This is a genomic window from Nocardia sp. NPDC051463, assembly GCF_040681975.1.
Classification (GTDB): domain Bacteria; phylum Actinomycetota; class Actinomycetes; order Mycobacteriales; family Mycobacteriaceae; genus Nocardia.
On the sequence record NZ_JBFBAB010000020.1, the window covers coordinates 38591 to 54269 of the forward strand.

The 15679-nt window shown below is 65.9% G+C and carries 14 protein-coding genes; 4 read left to right on the forward strand and 10 right to left on the reverse strand.

Going from position 1 to position 15679, the window contains the following annotated elements:
* The first annotated feature begins 14 nt into the window (after positions 1-14).
* The gene (locus AB0M74_RS23880; RefSeq protein WP_366528493.1) at positions 15-770 is read left to right on the forward strand and encodes a hypothetical protein; all 756 of its coding nucleotides are present in this window, start codon (positions 15-17) and stop codon (positions 768-770) included.
* Between the two features lie 87 nt (positions 771-857).
* Here the strand turns inward: AB0M74_RS23880 and AB0M74_RS23885 are convergent, their stop codons facing one another.
* The 8 genes from AB0M74_RS23885 to AB0M74_RS23920 all read right to left on the reverse strand — a co-directional run bounded on the left by AB0M74_RS23885 (position 858) and on the right by AB0M74_RS23920 (position 9341).
* Positions 858-1466 (reverse strand): ribonuclease H, encoded by a 609-nt coding sequence (locus AB0M74_RS23885; protein WP_366528494.1) that lies wholly within the window; start codon positions 1464-1466, stop codon positions 858-860.
* A 10-nt stretch (positions 1467-1476) separates the two neighbouring features.
* Positions 1477-1947 (reverse strand): SRPBCC family protein, encoded by a 471-nt coding sequence (locus AB0M74_RS23890; protein ID WP_366528495.1) that lies wholly within the window; start codon positions 1945-1947, stop codon positions 1477-1479.
* Between the two features lie 132 nt (positions 1948-2079).
* Complete coding sequence (lhgO, locus tag AB0M74_RS23895) at positions 2080-3243, reverse strand: L-2-hydroxyglutarate oxidase (RefSeq protein WP_366528496.1); 1164 nt, start codon at positions 3241-3243, stop codon at positions 2080-2082.
* A 176-nt stretch (positions 3244-3419) separates the two neighbouring features.
* Positions 3420-4181, reverse strand: coding sequence for a hypothetical protein (locus AB0M74_RS23900; RefSeq protein WP_366528497.1), 762 nt, complete (start codon positions 4179-4181; stop codon positions 3420-3422).
* 353 nt (positions 4182-4534) lie between these two features.
* The gene (locus tag AB0M74_RS23905) at positions 4535-5326 is read right to left on the reverse strand and encodes a TIGR03084 family metal-binding protein (RefSeq protein ID WP_366528498.1); all 792 of its coding nucleotides are present in this window, start codon (positions 5324-5326) and stop codon (positions 4535-4537) included.
* Positions 5327-5434: 108 nt separating this feature from the next.
* Complete coding sequence (locus tag AB0M74_RS23910) at positions 5435-6790, reverse strand: hypothetical protein (RefSeq protein ID WP_366528499.1); 1356 nt, start codon at positions 6788-6790, stop codon at positions 5435-5437.
* Positions 6791-6953: 163 nt separating this feature from the next.
* A complete protein-coding gene (locus tag AB0M74_RS23915; protein WP_366528500.1) occupies positions 6954-8420 on the reverse strand; it encodes an MFS transporter in 1467 nt (488 codons plus the stop codon).
* Positions 8421-8858: 438 nt separating this feature from the next.
* Complete coding sequence (locus AB0M74_RS23920) at positions 8859-9341, reverse strand: hypothetical protein (protein WP_366528501.1); 483 nt, start codon at positions 9339-9341, stop codon at positions 8859-8861.
* Between the two features lie 87 nt (positions 9342-9428).
* Here AB0M74_RS23920 and lon point away from each other — a divergent pair, with 87 nt between their 5' ends.
* On the forward strand, positions 9429-11798 hold the full coding sequence (gene lon / locus AB0M74_RS23925; RefSeq protein ID WP_366528575.1) for an endopeptidase La: 2370 nt from the start codon (positions 9429-9431) through the stop codon (positions 11796-11798).
* Positions 11799-11854: 56 nt separating this feature from the next.
* Here the strand turns inward: lon and AB0M74_RS23930 are convergent, their stop codons facing one another.
* Together AB0M74_RS23930 and AB0M74_RS23935 are read right to left on the reverse strand one after the other, a co-directional pair.
* Positions 11855-12304 (reverse strand): PaaI family thioesterase, encoded by a 450-nt coding sequence (locus AB0M74_RS23930; RefSeq protein WP_366528502.1) that lies wholly within the window; start codon positions 12302-12304, stop codon positions 11855-11857.
* A 35-nt stretch (positions 12305-12339) separates the two neighbouring features.
* On the reverse strand, positions 12340-12900 hold the full coding sequence (locus tag AB0M74_RS23935; protein WP_366528503.1) for a TetR family transcriptional regulator: 561 nt from the start codon (positions 12898-12900) through the stop codon (positions 12340-12342).
* 89 nt (positions 12901-12989) lie between these two features.
* On the opposite strand from AB0M74_RS23935, the gene AB0M74_RS23940 reads away from it, so the two are divergent.
* Both AB0M74_RS23940 and AB0M74_RS23945 read left to right on the forward strand, forming a co-directional pair.
* On the forward strand, positions 12990-14060 hold the full coding sequence (locus AB0M74_RS23940; protein ID WP_366528576.1) for a DNA polymerase IV: 1071 nt from the start codon (positions 12990-12992) through the stop codon (positions 14058-14060).
* 71 nt (positions 14061-14131) lie between these two features.
* Positions 14132-15127 carry an oxidoreductase gene (locus tag AB0M74_RS23945; protein WP_366528504.1) on the forward strand — a complete coding sequence of 332 codons (996 nt, stop codon included), beginning with the start codon at positions 14132-14134 and terminating at the stop codon, positions 15125-15127.
* The last annotated feature ends 552 nt before the right edge of the window (positions 15128-15679 follow it).

A 15679-nucleotide genomic window follows, 5' to 3' on the forward strand; every position in this document is an offset into this window, starting at 1 on the left:
GCAGGATTGTATCGATGTCCAACGATGATGCTGGAACCGACAACCCCGAATCGAAGCGTGACCCGGAGGCCGAGGACACCACTGCCGCCGACTCCACGACGCCGGACAGTTCGGTAGCCGACGATAAGACCGCCGAGCTCGGGAAGTCGGATGCCGCGCCGAGGGCCGCCGGGGACAGAGATGCTGCCGCCGAGACCGCGGCGGCCGCGAAGAAGACGGCGAACGCCGAGCCTACCGCCGCCAAGGGTGGCTTCGGGGCTGTTCCGCTGGTGGCTGCCTTCGTGGCGGGCATTCTGCTGGTGGCCGCGGTGACCGCGGTCGTGGTGTTCTATCTGCAGGCCACAGATCGCGGCGACAAGCTGGACGCGCAAGTCGACGCGACCAAGGCCGCCTGCGAATACGGCCGTCTCATCTCCACCTACGACCCGGACACCATCGACGACTACCTGAAGAAGGTGGACGCCGCCTCGACCGGCGAGTGGAAGGAAACCTTCGGCAAGCTCGGCCAAGACCTCAAGGGTGTGGTCGTCGATGCGAAGGCCAAGTCGTCGACCTACGACATGCAGTGCGGCTTCCAGTCCGGTGACAAGGACAAGGCCACCGTGCTCGTGGTGATCGGCCAGACCACCACCAATGTCAACATCGCCGCGGCGGGCAAGCCGCCGAGCCGAGTCGAACTCGTCGTGGTTGCCGGCCTGGAAAAGGACGGCGACAAGTGGCTGGTCAACAAGTTCGACCTGCCGATACTCAAGCAGCTCGGCAATAACTGACCCGGCCGAAGCGCCTCCGGCGGTGGGTTGAGACACCACCGCCGGAGGTCTTTCGGGCGGTCCTGCGCTCCGTTCGCGCCGACGGACTCAGAACAGGGTCAATGTCTGAGGCGCCGCCGGTGCGACCGGCTTCCCCGCGGACCGCGGCCCGGGAGTCTTTTCTTTGTCGGGCTCGGCCACCTCGACCGGCTTCGATAGTTCGACCACCGTCGACAGCTCGGGCACCGTCGGCAGTGCCGCGGCCGCCACTTCGCTGCCCGCGGCGGTCACCGCGGCCTGCCTGGCCGCCTCGCCCGCCAACTTGTCGGCTTGCTCGTTGAAGTAGTTACCGACATGGCCGCGGACCCAACGGAACCGGACCGGCCCCGGTCGGGTGGCGATGGCTCTATCGATCTGTTTGATGAGCTCGACATTCTTCACCGCGCCTCCGGTGGAGGTGCGCCAGCCGTTGATCCGCCAGCCCGAGATCCACTCCGACGCGCATTTGATCGCGTAGAGCGAATCGCTCTCGATGAACAGGGGTTCTTCCCCGGGATGCGCGAGGATCGCCTCCAGCACCGCGCGTAGCTCCGCGACCTGATTGGTCCCCGACGCGGCTCCTCCACTGCGGGAAGAGCCCTGATGATTGACCCACGCCCAGCCGATGGCGCCACCGGGGTTGCGGAGGCAGGATCCGTCGGTGCTCACGATGATCATGGCTGGCACCCTACGCAATCCGACCGACAAGATCGGTACCGTGGAATTCCTCTATCTCCCTTCGCAACTGCGACTCGGTGCGGCGCAGCGCCGATTTCACGGCGGATTCGACCAAACCGAGGCACAGGCGGCCGAGGAGGCCGCTCGGTGGAGCGTACTCCGCCTCGGACGTCAGCACCGACCGTCCGTAGCCGAGTGGATCGAATCTGAGTGTCAGTGTTCCCGATAGTCGTCCGCGCAGCGTGTAGCCGATCACCACATTGCGCCGGTACTCGGTGATCTCGCATTGCGCCGTCGGCCGCCACCAGGCCAGCCGTGTTGAGGTCGTGTAGTTCGCCCCCAGGCCGTGATCGATCTCCCCGGTCGGCTCGAAGCCGTCGACAGCGAACATCCAGTCCGGCACGAACAGATGGTTGTCGGTATAGGTGAAGGCAACCTCGACAGGTGCTCCGACGTCACTCGCGTACTTGATGTGGCCCATAGGCCCTCCCTGTTCCACGGCTGCCGCTAAAAATACTACAGTTCTCCTCTTTATTGGAGGGTTGCCGCGGATTTGGTTGGACGGCTTTCGGTATCGCGACCGGGCGGTTGCTTGGTTGCCGGTCGTGTCGGATCAGAGTTGATCGACCAAATACTCGGCGATCGGCATCGCCGAGGTCGCCGCCGGTGACGGCGCGTTGAGCACATGGATCGACCGCGGCGTGCGCTCGATCATGAAGTCGTGCACCAGAGTGCCGTCACTCAGCACCGCCTGCGCCCGGATTCCCGCCTCGCGTGGTCGTAGGTCCGCGACCGTCAGCTCGGGACAGTACCGTCGGCATTCGGCCAGGTAGCCGCGTTTGAACAGCGAGTTGCGTAGCTCCCGCACCCCCGTGCGCAGATGGGCACGGGCCACCCGGTGGACGCCGGAGAACCCGAGCACCTCGCGGGCGTCGCGCGCATTGACGCTGCCCTTGCGGTAGCCCTCCCTGGCCAGGCCGAGCACCGCGTTCGGGCCGACGGTCAGCGCACCGTCGATGGTCGGGCTCAGATGTACACCGAGAAACGGCAGGTTCGGATCGGGGATCGGATAGATCAATGTCCGCACCAGTCCGGCGCGTTCGGCAGGCAGCTGGTAGTACTCGCCGCGGAACGGCACGATACGGAAATCGGTAGGCAGGCCCGCGAGCGCGGCCATTCGGTCGGCCTGCAGACCGGCACACACCACCAGGGTGCGTGCGGTCCAGGAACCCGAAGCTCCCGAGATCGTCACCGCGTCATCGGTTTCGGTGATCGCATCGATCTCGGCGCCGAGCACGATCTGCCCGCCGGCCCGCCGGATCTCCTCGGCCAGCGCCGTGGTGATGCGGGTGTAGTCGACGATGCCGGTGCTCGGTACGAACAGCGCACCGACCCCCGTCACGTGCGGTTCGCGGCGAACCAGCTCGGCGGCGTCGATCAATTCGACCTCCACCCCATTGGTCACCGACCGCTCGTGCAGCGCGAGCATGCGTTCGTATTCGGCGGCGTCGGTGGCCACCAGCAGCTTTCCGCACACCTCGAATGGAATCCCGTGCGCTGCGGCGAAATCCTTCGTCCACTGCGCACCTTGCCTGCACAGTTTCGCTTTCAAACTGTCGGGCGGATAGTAGATGCCGGAATGGATGACGCCGCTGTTGTGCCCGGTCTGATGGGTGGCCAATGCCGAGGCCTTATCGACGAGCACCAGGCCGGCCCCGGGATGGCGCTCGAGAATTCGATGCGCCGTCGCCACGCCGACGATCCCCCCACCGATCACGCAGAAGTCTGTTGCTTCTGCGCCTCTGCGCGATTGGTGCCGGTCGACGGCTCCGCGACGGTTTTGTCGCGGGCCGCCAGTCGTGCGGTTGGGTCGGGGCGTGCCCGGTGAGTTACCCATGTGCATACGAAATCAGCTGTTGCCGTGTGTCGGCAACTGGATGCGTCCTGCGCAGGTCAGACGTTGATGGTGCTCGGCGCGGTTTTCAGTTTCGGGTGCGGGGTCGAGTCCACAGGTGCGACCGGAGTTTCGGGTGCGGCTGAGTCGGCCGTCGTCGCAGTGGTGACTGCGGATTCCGGCGGTGTCGCGTCCGGCGCGTCCTTCGGAGTCGGTGCGGGGTGCTGGTTCATACGCAGCGCGTGCTCACCCAGGGTGGGGTCGGAAAACGTCACTGTGACCTGACCGTGGGTGTCGAGTTCGGTGCGCACCTGTGTGGTCGCGGCCGGGTCGGTGCCGACGTCGAGCCGGTTGCGGATCGGTGCGGACAGCAGGAAGTTCGACAGCGCGGACAGTGCGTTGGTGTCGACGGTGAAGGCGACGGTGTCGGCGCGGATCGGGGTCAATTGCGCACCGACATAGGTGGTACCGAGCCGGAGCTTTCCGGCCAGACCTGCCGAAGTGCCGACGGCCGGATCAATATGTGGTGCAGCGGTATTCGGGGACGTGGCGGTGGTATCTACCGGCATGTGCACGAATAGCGCTGGGAGATCGCGACTTCCGCCGGTCAGCACAGCCTCGGAGATAGTGGTGCCTGCGTCGGGGGTGATGTCCTCGGCGGTCGCCGTGGGGGGTGCTGAGAGTTCGCTGCCTGCTCGATGGGTGTCGGCCATCTGGTTCACGATGTAGGCCCCGGAGACAACGGTGAGGCTGAGACTGGCTGCGCCTGCGAGCACGATCGCGGCATGCCGAACGACCTGAGCAGGCTTGTGTGCAGTCACGATGCTTTTCCTTCCCTCCGCCCCTGCTCCCCTTGCAGCGCGGCCCGCATCGTTGAAAGCCGTACACTTGTCCAGGTTACGGTGTTGCCTGTGGGGCTGCCGCATCGGTGAGAGCAGCATCACAAAGCCGGGCGAAGGGCGTCATCAGGGCCGGGATCGCGCATATTTTTCGCATGTTCGATGTTTCCGGCAGCAGACGTGCGGGTAAACCCAGATAGCTGGCGAGCGCCATTCTCGACTGCCACATCGAGACACCCCGGCCAACGGCGTCCGGCCGTCGACACGAACGGCGCACCCAAGTGTGGCGCTCGCCCGCTCCCGAAGCCGAACGGGTGGTCGGGAAGTGCGGCGGGTCAGGCGAACTGACCCGCTGTTCTGCCCTCGCCGGTGTTTCCGGCAAACGCCTGCGCGATCATCAGCCAATCCGCGGCGTCCGGGCCGATCGTCTCCAGCGCCAGGTCGTCACGATGACGGCGTTGTGTCGCCAGCAGGCAAAAGTCGACGGCAGGTCCACTGACCCGCTGTGCGGCATCGTCGGGACCCCAGGTCCACAGGGCGCCGTCCGGCGCGGTGAGCTCTACTCGGAATTCCTCGGCAGGCGCCGCCTTGCCGTGCACGGAGTAGGCGAAGTTTCTGGTGCGGACGCCGAGGTGGGCCACCGTGCGCAGCCTGGCGGTCGGTGTCCTGGTGACCCCGAGGGCGTCGGCCACGTCTTGGCCATGTGCCCAGGTCTCCATGATCCTGGCGCTGATCATCGACGCCGCGCTCATCGGTGGGCCGAACCAGGCCAGCTTGGTGCCCGCGGGCACCGCACGCAGCGCGGCGGCGAGGTCGGTCCGGCCCTGGCGCCAGCGTTCGAGCAATTCCGGCGGCGGCGTGGCGGCGGCGGCTTCGGCGGCCTCGTCCACAAAGGTCAGCGCCTTCGGTGCGGCCTCGGCCAGCATTTGTGCAAAGCCGGATCCGTCGGTGGCGGCGAGGATGGCCACCTCATCGGTCCAGGCCAGATGGCCGATCTGATGCGAAATGTCCCAGCCTGCGGCGGGCGTGGGAGTGGACCAGTCCGTCGGCGCAAGCGGCGCGACCAGGAGTTCCAGATCCGCACATTCCGCTGCGAAATCGCCGAGTAGCGCGTCGAGGTCAACCATCTGTTTCCTTGCCGGTCGCGGGCACACTGCTCCGTGCGCCGTCGCGGTTCAGCATCGCAGCGGGCTCAGAAAAATGCAAGCACGCGTGCTTGTATTTGTGCGAGCTGCTTACCAGCCGAAAAGCAGCAGGTGGGTCGCACCCACGAGAAGGCCGAGCACCGCGCCGTGCAGATAGAGCAGCCAGGCGTCCTGCTCGACAGAGGCGTAGAACATCTCCATGAACTCCCCCGGTGTCAGGGTCTGAAGCTTGCGGGCGGCGAATTCGTCGATCTTCTTCGCCTGCTCGCGGGTGAACACCTCGTCCTCGACCAGACTCGGCGCCAAGCCGACAGCCGCACCGGCCGCGCCGACCTTGAGGTTGTCGAACTGGCGGCGTCCGAAGGCCGCGCGCACCAACGAGGTGGTCGGGCCGAGCTGACGATGGATCTCGTCGGCGATCAACCGCTCCAGCAGCCGGCGGGTCTTGTCACCGTTGGGGCCCTCGAGCAGTTCCCTCGATAGATTCGGCAGGGTCAGCACCTGGTAGGCCAGGATGTGCGCGAGGTCGGTCGCGGCCTGTGGCTGCCGCTTGGCCAGCAGTGCCTGCCGCCACAGGTATTTGTAGCGCGGCTGCGGATCGCCCGGCTCGAACACCATCTTGACCGCGATGACATTCACGATGACGCCGATCGCCGCGCCCGCAAGCAGCACGATCACCCAGCCAGGCACCCAGCCGAGCACCGGAATATGGCTGTGCGCATGCAGATACAGAGCGAGCAACAGGCCGAACGGTGCGCCGAGCAAACCGACCCGCACCATGAACTTCAGTTCGGGCGCCGCGATGGTGGTGGTCAGGTCCTTCAGGATGTACGGATTCTCCCGCAGGTACCGGATGACGAAACTCTTGATATCGATGAGCTGATCGACATTGTCGCCGAGTGACTCGAAGGCGCGCCTGCACAGTGCGGGCAATTCGCGATCCACTCTTTGATAGACGAGCTGCTTCATCGCGCGCGGCATGGTGCGCCACAGATCCGGGTTCTCCCGATACATGAGCTCGTCGACCAGCGGTTGCACCTGTTTGCTCGCGAGTATCGCTATGTAGTCGGCGATTCCGTCCAAATCCAGTTCGTGGATGAAATCCTTCGGGCTGCCGATCCGCATCAATGCCTTATCGACACAAATACTTGCCATCTTTTCCGCGCGTGCCGGAATGAACCCCTGGAATCCGAGCCTGCGCCCGTCTCCCGAAAATGTCGGTAGCACCTGGACCCGCCGCGGGAAATAGGGATACAACACGTGCAGACCCGGGATCCGCACACCGCGGAATGCGATGGGCCAGAACAACATCAGCACGCCGGTCCAGTTGGTGAGCCAGCCCGCCAATGCGCTGAAGATGGGGAATGTAATCAGATCGACGGTGAACTTGGACTGCCCGGTCAGATTTTCCCAGTCGATGAATACACCGGAGGCGATCACTGACATCGCGGGGTCCCCCTAGTGCTGACCGGGTAGTGACATATCGAGGCCCCAACATTCTCATTGGCTCCTGCGGGGTGTCAACGCGAGCCCGGCGCGGTCCTCACCGGCTTACGCAGCGACCCCGAACTCGGCCGGAGTCCGGGGTCGTATCGATGCGAGCGCCTGCTCAGTGCGGCTCGTTGGCCTGCTTCGGCAGACCGAAAACCACCGCGAACGACACCACGGTGAGCAGGATCGCCACACCGGTGATCGTGTGCGCCGCCGACAGCGCCGCGTCCACCCCGTCGCCGATCGTGAACCCGGCGAAGAAGATCGAGCCGAGCCCCGCTACGCCGAGCGCAGCCGCGCCCTGCTGGAAAGACTCGAGCAGCCCCGAGGCCGAGCCGACCTCGTGATCCTCCAGATCGCCGACGATGATGCCGAACAGTGGGACGAAGATCAGCCCCATGCCGAGCCCGTAGACCAGCAGGGCCGGTGCGAATGCCAACGGTGCCGGGGCTTCGGTGCCGCCGAGTTGGAAGAACAGCGCCACCAGACCGATCGTCATGCCGAGCAGTCCGATGTGCAGCACCTTGCGGCCGAGCTTGGGTGCGAGGGCGGCGCTCGCCCCGGATCCGAGGAACGCGCCCAGTGCCCATGGCGTCATCGTCAGGCTGGCCTTCAGCGGACTGAAGCCGAGGCCGAGCTGCAGGAACAGCCCGATCGCCAGCGAGAATCCGGTGATGCCGCCGAAGAAGACCATCACGAATCCGATGCCGGAGGTGTAGGACCGCTTGGCGAAGACGCTCATCTCGATCAGCGCGGTGCGCCCGGCGCGTGACCGGCGAACCTGATCGAGCGCGAACAGGCCGAGCACCGGGACCGACGCAATCAACATCGCCACCGACCACCACGGCCAGCCCAACTCGCGGCCCTCGACGAGCGGGTACAGCAGCAGGCTCATTCCGATGGCCGCGATGCACGCGCCGCGCAGATCCAGCCGCATGCCCGCGATCGGCGATCCCGTCGGCAGGATCCAGCTGCCCAATGCCAGCGCCACCGCCCCGAGCGGCAGGTTCATCAGGAAGATCGACCGCCAGCCCGCACCGAGCAGATCGGCGTCGACGAGCAGCCCCGCCACGATCGGTCCCGCGATGGTCGCCACGCCGATGAGCGGACCGAAAGCCGCGTAGGCCTTGCCGAGTTCGCGGCCGTACAGATCGCGAATGAGCCCGAAGCACTGCGGCACCATGACCGCCGCGAACAGTCCCTGTGTGATCCGGCCGATCAGCAGTATCTCGATCGAGCCTGCCGCGCCGCACAGCAATGACGTGCCGAGAAAGCCGATCAATCCGACCAACATCACCCGCTTGCGTCCGAACATGTCGCCGAGCCGCCCACCGGTGAGCAACCCGACCGCAAGCGCCAGCGTGTACCCGGCGGCGAGCCACTGAATGGTGGCGGTCGAGCCGCCGAGTTCGGCCCGGATCGAGGGCGCCGCGACATTGACGATGGTGGCGTCGAGCAGGTTGAGCAGGGTGGCGGCGAGGATCGCGATGAGCCCGAGCCAGCGGCGTGGGTAGCGCTGCTCGACATCGGATTCTGGGGCGGCCGTGGTGGTTTCGACTTGTGGATCTTCGATGACAGCGGTCACGTGCGCCTCCTGGAGCGAGCCCGATCTGAATGGAACGGAATATTTGGTTCCGTTACATTAAAACAGACTACTTCGTTCCGTTCAAGACTGTTGTCGGCGGAATAGAGTCGCCTCGCATGTGGTGACTCTCCGCGGTACGTACATCGCTGTCCACCCGACCGACGGCTACCCCTCGCGCACGCGATCTGGATTGGTCCCGCCCAGGAGTCCTGCGGCCAGTGGGTGCGCGGCACGGTCGATACACCGCCGCCGGCACTGGCGTCGATGCCGGGCCAGGCGGCCGTCGCCGCAATTCGTGTAGGTACTTACTGGTGAACGAAACGTGCCACCGGACACCACCCGTGCATATGGTGTGGATCACTGTCAATGCCCCCGGTGGAGTGGAACCGGTTTCCATCAACGGCCGTCCAACGCTATTGACGCACAACAACTTCGGGCTCACCAGCATCGGTGCGTATCTGCCGCACCCACCGCTCGGCGAGACAGCTGCGGAGGGCTGAGAAATCGGGGACGGGACGTTATGAAGAACACACGACGCGCATCGGCAATCGCCTTCATGGTGGCGGGGACGTTCATGGCGGGTATCGCGGTATCGTCAATTGCTACGGCCGCACCGAGCAACCCGACGCCGGTGGCGGCCGCTACGCCGGTGAAGCCAGTTGCGGAGAGGTTGGCACCGTTCCAGCGCGCGCCGAAGAAGATCACCGTTCGGGTGCGGTGCGACCAGGTCAAGAACGGAACCCCGGCGAACGGCCATTCCACCCAGCAGATCGAGGGGGAGGGACGGGCTTTCAACCGGAATGACTGGTCAACGACACGAACGTGAGAAAACGACATGTCGCTGAGAACCTGCAATTCGCCCTGAGCGAACGTGGCGAGCAGGCCGGAACAAACGTGGAACCACCGGGGTTGACTGGGCATCGCTCAACTTTTGGAAGGGTCGAAGACGTGACTACACCACAGAACCTGCCGGTGCTGTTCCTGACCGATCCGATCGTGCTGCCGGGCATGGTCGTGCCCATCGAACTGGACGAATCGGCGCAGGCCGCCATCGACGCCGCGCGGGCGGCGAAGACCGAAGCGGTGCTGCTCGCGCCGCGACTGACCGAGGGTTACGCCTCCTACGGTGTCGTCGCCACCATCGAACAGGTCGGACGGATGCGCGGTGGCGCACCTGCGGCGGTATTGAAGGCCGAACGGCGCGCCAAGATCGGCCACGGGGTGACCGGGCCCGGCGCTGCGCTGTGGGTCGAGGCCGAAGCGGTCGATACGCCCGCGGCCGATGGGCGCACCAAAGAACTTGCGGCCGAATACAAGAAGCTGGTCGTCTCGGTGCTTCAGCGCCGCGAGGCCTGGCAGATCATCGACGCGGTCAATCAGCTGACCGACCCGTCGGCGATCGCCGACACCGCGGGCTACGCACCGTACCTGAGCAATGACCAGAAGCGGGAACTGCTCGAAACCCCCGAGGCCGCCCAGCGTTTGACCACGTTGATCGAATGGACCAAGGCGCATATCGCCGAGGCCGAGGTCACCGAGAAGATCAGCGACGACGTGCGCGAGGGCCTGGAGAAGAGCCAACGCGAATTCCTGTTGCGTCAGCAGCTCAACGCCATTCGCAAGGAACTGGGCGAAGACGAGCCCGATGGCGCCGATGACTACCGGACCAGGGTCGAGCAGGCGGATCTGCCCGACGACGTCCGCGCGGAGGCATTGCGTGAGGTCGGCAGGCTGGAGCGGGCCAGCGATCAGAGCCCGGAATCCGGCTGGATCCGAACTTGGCTCGACACCGTGTTGGAGCTGCCGTGGACGGTGAAAACCACCGACAGCACCGATGTCTCGGCCGCCCGCGCGGTGCTGGACGCCGATCACCACGGCCTCGACGAGGTGAAGGATCGCATGGTCGAGTACCTGGCGGTGCGTTCCCGGCGGGCCGCACGTGGCCTGGAGGTCGTCGGCGGGCGCGGCTCCGGCGCGGTGCTCGCGCTGGTCGGCCCGCCCGGTGTCGGCAAGACCTCGCTGGGTGAGTCCGTGGCACGCGCCATGGGCCGCAAGTTCGTTCGTGTCGCCCTGGGCGGCGTGCGCGACGAGGCGGAGATCCGTGGCCATCGCCGCACCTACGTCGGCGCGCTACCCGGTCGAATCGTGCGTGCGATGAAGGAGGCGGGTTCGATGAATCCCGTTGTCCTGCTGGACGAGATCGACAAGGTCGGCTCCGACTTCCGTGGCGATCCGGCGGCCGCATTGCTCGAGGTGCTCGATCCGGCGCAGAACCACACCTTCCGCGACCACTACCTGGATCTCGATCTGGACTTGTCGGACGTACTGTTCATCGCGACGGCCAATGTCATGGACACTATCCCCGGCCCGCTGCTGGACCGGATGGAGCTGATCACCGTCGACGGCTACACCGAGGACGACAAGGTCGACATCGCCCGCGACTTCCTGGTGCCGAGGCAGCTGGAACGCAACGCACTGACCACCGACGAGGTGACCATCACCGACGCGGCACTGCGTGAGATCGCCGCGAACTACACCAGAGAAGCCGGTGTGCGGCAGATGGAACGCCTGATCGCGAAGGCGTTGCGCAAGGCGGCGACTCGACTGTCGGAGGTCGGAACCGACTCGGCCGCAGGCGAATCGGTGGTGGCCGATCTGGGTTATGGCGCAGATCTGGGCTATGACGCGCCGGTGAAGTCCGCTCCGGATGACGCACTGACGATCGACCTGGGTGATCTGAAGGAATACCTGGGCCGTCCGCGATTCACCCCTGACTCGGTGGAACGCACCGCGGTGCCGGGTGTGGCAACCGGATTGGCGGTGACCGGTCTGGGCGGCGACGTCCTCTACATCGAGGCCAACGCCGCCGAAGGCGAGCGGTCGCTCACCCTGACCGGCCAACTCGGCGACGTCATGAAGGAGTCGGCGCAGATCGCCCTCACCTATGTGCGCTCGCACCTGGAAGAGATCGGCATCGAACCGTCGGTGCTCGATCGCAATATCCACGTGCACTTCCCGGCGGGCGCGGTGCCGAAGGACGGTCCTTCGGCGGGCGTCACCATGGTCACCGCGCTGGTGTCGCTGGCCTTGGGCAGGCAGGTCCGTGCCGACGTCGGCATGACCGGCGAGGTCACGCTGAACGGCAGGGTGCTGCCGATCGGCGGCGTGAAGCAGAAGTTGCTCGCCGCTCAGCGCGCCGGTCTGAAGACGGTGTTCATCCCGGCCCGCAACGAACCGGACCTGGACGACGTCCCCGCGGATGTGCTGGCCGCCTTGGATGTTCGCCCCGTCGCCGACGTCGCCGACATCCTGGCCTACGCCATCGAACCGGTCGCCGAGCCGGCGCTGGACGGCCGCACCCTGGCGGCTACCGCCTGATTCGGCCGAAACGGGCCGTGCACGAGAATTTCGTGCACGGCCCGTTTTCGTCTCGATCAGCTACTGTTTTTCGGCAGCTCCCGTTCCACGGTGCGTGTGGTGCCCTGAGCGAGGGCGCACAGCACCGGCTCGGAATCGGCACTCTCGGCGAAGATTTCGCAGTTGACGACGGCTTGGCGGCGGGTCGACCCGCTGACGACCGCTTCGGCGCGCAGCCGGAGGCCCGCGGCCGGCCGCAGGTAGGTGATGGTGAAGCCGCCGGTCAGCACGTTCGCCCCGAGGACCGTTCCGGCCGCGAAGGTCAGTGCATTGTCGGCAAGATAGGACAGCACGCCGCCGTGGACGAAACCGAACTGCTGGCAGAGTTCCGGGCGGATCTCGACGACCAGCGTGGCGGCGCCGTCGCCGAACGCGGCGATCTCGGTGCCGACCAGTTGGGCGAAGGGCTGGCCGGCCAGCACCTGCTTGGCGAGTTCGATGTCGAGGGTGAACGTATCGGCGGTCATCGTGCTCCGTTCGTGCGGGTTTCGGTTCCGGTTGCTCAGTGATTCGAGACGCCGAGCGCCTGCCAGGCAGCTTCGGCCAGTTCGTCGGCGACATCGTGTGGGGCGATGCGCATGTCACCGCCGAGCCACTGCCGCGTGTATTCCTGGGCGGGTCCCAGCCACAGGGCATAGACGAGATCGAGGCTCAGGTCGCGCACCGCGCCGTACCCGGCATGGGTCCGCCACCAGCGCGTCACATTCGTCATGAATTCGCGGTTGCTCTCGCTCTCGCGCACCCCTGGTGGGCGCGCCGAGGTGAGAACCTTTGCGCGATATCGGTTTTCGGTGACCCACCGCAGATGCTCGCGCACGCCCACCGTGATGCCCTCTCGCGCGTCGGTGCTGTCGCCGACCGCGCGCCAGAAATGGCCTTGGTAGTCGGCGAGTGCGTGCGCCCACACCTCGCGGTACAGGTCGGCCTTGTCCGGGAAGTGGTGATAGAGCGCCCCGACGCTCGCACCCGCCGCGTCGCGGATCTGGGTCAGTGTCGTCTCGAGCGCCCCCCGTTCCGCGAACTGTCGCTCGGCTGCCACCAGCAACCGATCTCGAATCTTCATATCCAGAATTTAGTTCTGTTTTTCGGGTGACGCAATGGGTCTGGGCGGAATATCTGCTGCTTGTCGGTGTGGTGCGGTATGACGGACGGGTGGCCAGATGGCTGATGCACGTCGATCTCGATCAGTTCCAGGCGGCGGTAGAGTTCCGCCGTCATCCGGAGCTGCGCGGGCTGCCGGTCATCGTCGGCGGCAACGGTGACCCGACCGAACCACGCAAAGTGGTGACCTGCGCGTCCTACCCTGCCCGCGCATTCGGCGTCCGTGCCGGGATGGCTCTGCGCAGCGCGCAACGCAAATGCCCCGACGGCGTGTTCCTCCCCTTGGACATGGCCACCTATGAGGAGGCGTCCGACGAGGTGATGTCACTGCTGCGGACCTTTCCTGGGCGTGTGGAAGTGTGGGGCTGGGACGAGGCATTTCTCGCCGCCGACGCCGACGACCCGGAGGCATTGGCTCGCGAGATCCGCAGTGCCATAGCGGAATTGGATCTCACCTGCGCTATCGGTATCGGCGACAACAAGCTGACCGCCAAACTCGCCACCGGTTTCGCCAAGTCCGCAGGCAAGTCCTCGGCGCGACCGGCCGACGGCGCGGGTACGGCCGAGGGCGTCTTCCGGCTCACCGCGGCGAACTGGACCGAGGTGATGGCGCACCGGCCGACGAATGCCCTGTGGGGCATCGGAAATCGGATCGCGGCCCGGATGGCCGATCTCGGCATCGAGACGGTCGCCGATCTGATGGCGGCGGACCGGCAACGGCTCGCCGCCGAGTTCGGCCCCAACACCGGCCCGTACCTCTGGGTGCTCGGTCACGGCAAAGGCGACACGGATGTGACAACCGAGCCACGAGTTCCGGTGGGCCGCAGCAAGTCCGAGACCTTCCCGCACGACCTCACCGATGCCGGCGACATCCGCGCCCAGGTCGCGCGGTTGGCCACCGAGGTCGCCGAGGAGATGGCCGAGGCCGGTCGCGTCAGTATCCGGGTCTCGGTCACCGTCCGCACCAACACCTTCTACACCCGCAGCAAACAGGCGAAGCTCCCGGAGCCGACCACCGATATCGCCAGGATCGTGGACACCGCGCTCCACATCATCGACCGATTCGACTTGGACCGCCCCATTCGGCTGCTCGGCGTCCGCCTCGAACTCGCGCCGGAATGATCGATGTGCGCCGACCCGGTTCGACGGCAAGTTCTGCCCGGGCGCACGCCGACGCTCGTATGCTCGTCGACATGGAGTTCTGGGCGATGGTGGCACACGAATCGGACAGCGGGATCGTGCTCACGCGGCAGCAGGTCGACGAGGATTTCCTCGGGCCCGGCGATGTGACGATCAAAGTGCATTACTCGAGTGCGAACTTCAAGGACGGCCTGGCGATCACCCCCGGCGGTGGTGTCGTCCGGAAATACCCGATCATCCCCGGCATCGATATCACCGGTGAGGTCGTTTCCTCCGAGGACGACGACTTCGCCCCCGGCGATCTGGTGGTGGCGCACGGCTATGACATCGGCGTCTCGCACAATGGCGGCTTCGCCGAGTACGCCAGGGTGCCCTCTGATTGGGTCGTGAAACTCGACGGCCTGAGCACGCGCGACGCCGCCGCGCTCGGCACCGCCGGTTTCACCGCCGCATTGAGCGTGCAAGGGCTGCTCGAGCGCGAGCTCACCCCGGAAACCGGCCCGGTGCTCGTCACCGGCGCGACCGGCGGCGTCGGCAGCGTCGCCATCGACATCCTGTCCGGTCTCGGTTTCGAGGTGGTCGCCTCGACCGGCAAGACCGACGCGGCCGACCTGCTCGCCGACCTGGGCGCCAACGAAGTGATCGGCAGGCTGCCCGAAGACCCGGACGCCACACTGCGCCCCCTGACAAAAGCCACCTGGGCCGGTGCCGTGGACAGTGTCGGCGGCAAATCTCTCGCCTACATTCTCAGCGCAATCGGCTACGGCGGCGCGGTGGCGGTCAGCGGCCTCACCGGCGGCTCGGATCTGCCGACCACCGTCATGCCCTTTATCCTGCGCGGGGTCGCCCTCCTCGGCATCGACTCCGCATACGTGCCCAGTGACAAGCGCCGCGCGCTGTGGGCTCGCCTCGGCAATGAGCTACGCCCCCAACATCTTTCGACGATCGAGCACTACTCCCCCATCACCGACGCCGAACAAGTACTGCGCTCCATCCAGAGTGGCACCCACTCCGGCCGCACGGTTTTCGGCGTTGCGGGCGAATTCTGATCAAGTCGGGCAGTCCGATAACGCAACCACAGGCATCCTGCCCGCTGGAAGCTGTTAGGGCTTCTCGCTGTCGAGGGTAGTGAGATGGTTGGTTGAGAGGCGATTCGTGGCCGCCATTTGACTACCCCCGACCGAGAAGGGCCCGGGTCGATCGGAGGATTGTGATCGACCCGGGCTTGGTGGATTTGCGGTGGGCTACTGGGTGATCGGCAGCTCTGGGCTGGGTTCTTCGGCAAGCGGGGCTGCTTCCTGGAGCTGCGCATGAGGAATAGCGCCACGGCGGCGGCGAGGACACTGGCGGCGCCTGCGATGAGGCTGGCCGCCATGGCGGCTGTGAAAGCTTCGCGAGCCGTGGTGACCAGTGTGTTGTTGGCGGAGCTGGTTGCCACCGCGAGGGCGTCGCCGATGGAGCGGTGCGCCGCTTCTGGAGCCGAGTCAGGCATAGCGTCGGTGAAGGTGCTCGACAGAATGCTGCCGAGGATGGCGATGCCGAGTGCGGCATCCGCCTGTTGGATGGTGTCATTCAGCGCGGAGCCGACTGTCTTGCGAACA

Coding starts and splice junctions, on each gene's coding strand:
- AB0M74_RS23890 (WP_366528495.1), bottom strand. CDS start 1,947: ATGGGCCACATCAAGTACGCGAGTGACGTCGGAGCACCTGTCGAGGTT.
- lon (WP_366528575.1), top strand. CDS start 9,429: ATGGTCGTGCCCATCGAACTGGACGAATCGGCGCAGGCCGCCATCGAC.
- AB0M74_RS23910 (WP_366528499.1), bottom strand. CDS start 6,790: ATGTCAGTGATCGCCTCCGGTGTATTCATCGACTGGGAAAATCTGACC.
- AB0M74_RS23920 (WP_366528501.1), bottom strand. CDS start 9,341: ATGCCCAGTCAACCCCGGTGGTTCCACGTTTGTTCCGGCCTGCTCGCC.
- AB0M74_RS23930 (WP_366528502.1), bottom strand. CDS start 12,304: ATGACCGCCGATACGTTCACCCTCGACATCGAACTCGCCAAGCAGGTG.
- AB0M74_RS23935 (WP_366528503.1), bottom strand. CDS start 12,900: ATGAAGATTCGAGATCGGTTGCTGGTGGCAGCCGAGCGACAGTTCGCG.
- AB0M74_RS23945 (WP_366528504.1), top strand. CDS start 14,132: ATGGAGTTCTGGGCGATGGTGGCACACGAATCGGACAGCGGGATCGTG.
- AB0M74_RS23905 (WP_366528498.1), bottom strand. CDS start 5,326: ATGGTTGACCTCGACGCGCTACTCGGCGATTTCGCAGCGGAATGTGCG.
- AB0M74_RS23885 (WP_366528494.1), bottom strand. CDS start 1,466: ATGATCATCGTGAGCACCGACGGATCCTGCCTCCGCAACCCCGGTGGC.
- AB0M74_RS23880 (WP_366528493.1), top strand. CDS start 15: ATGTCCAACGATGATGCTGGAACCGACAACCCCGAATCGAAGCGTGAC.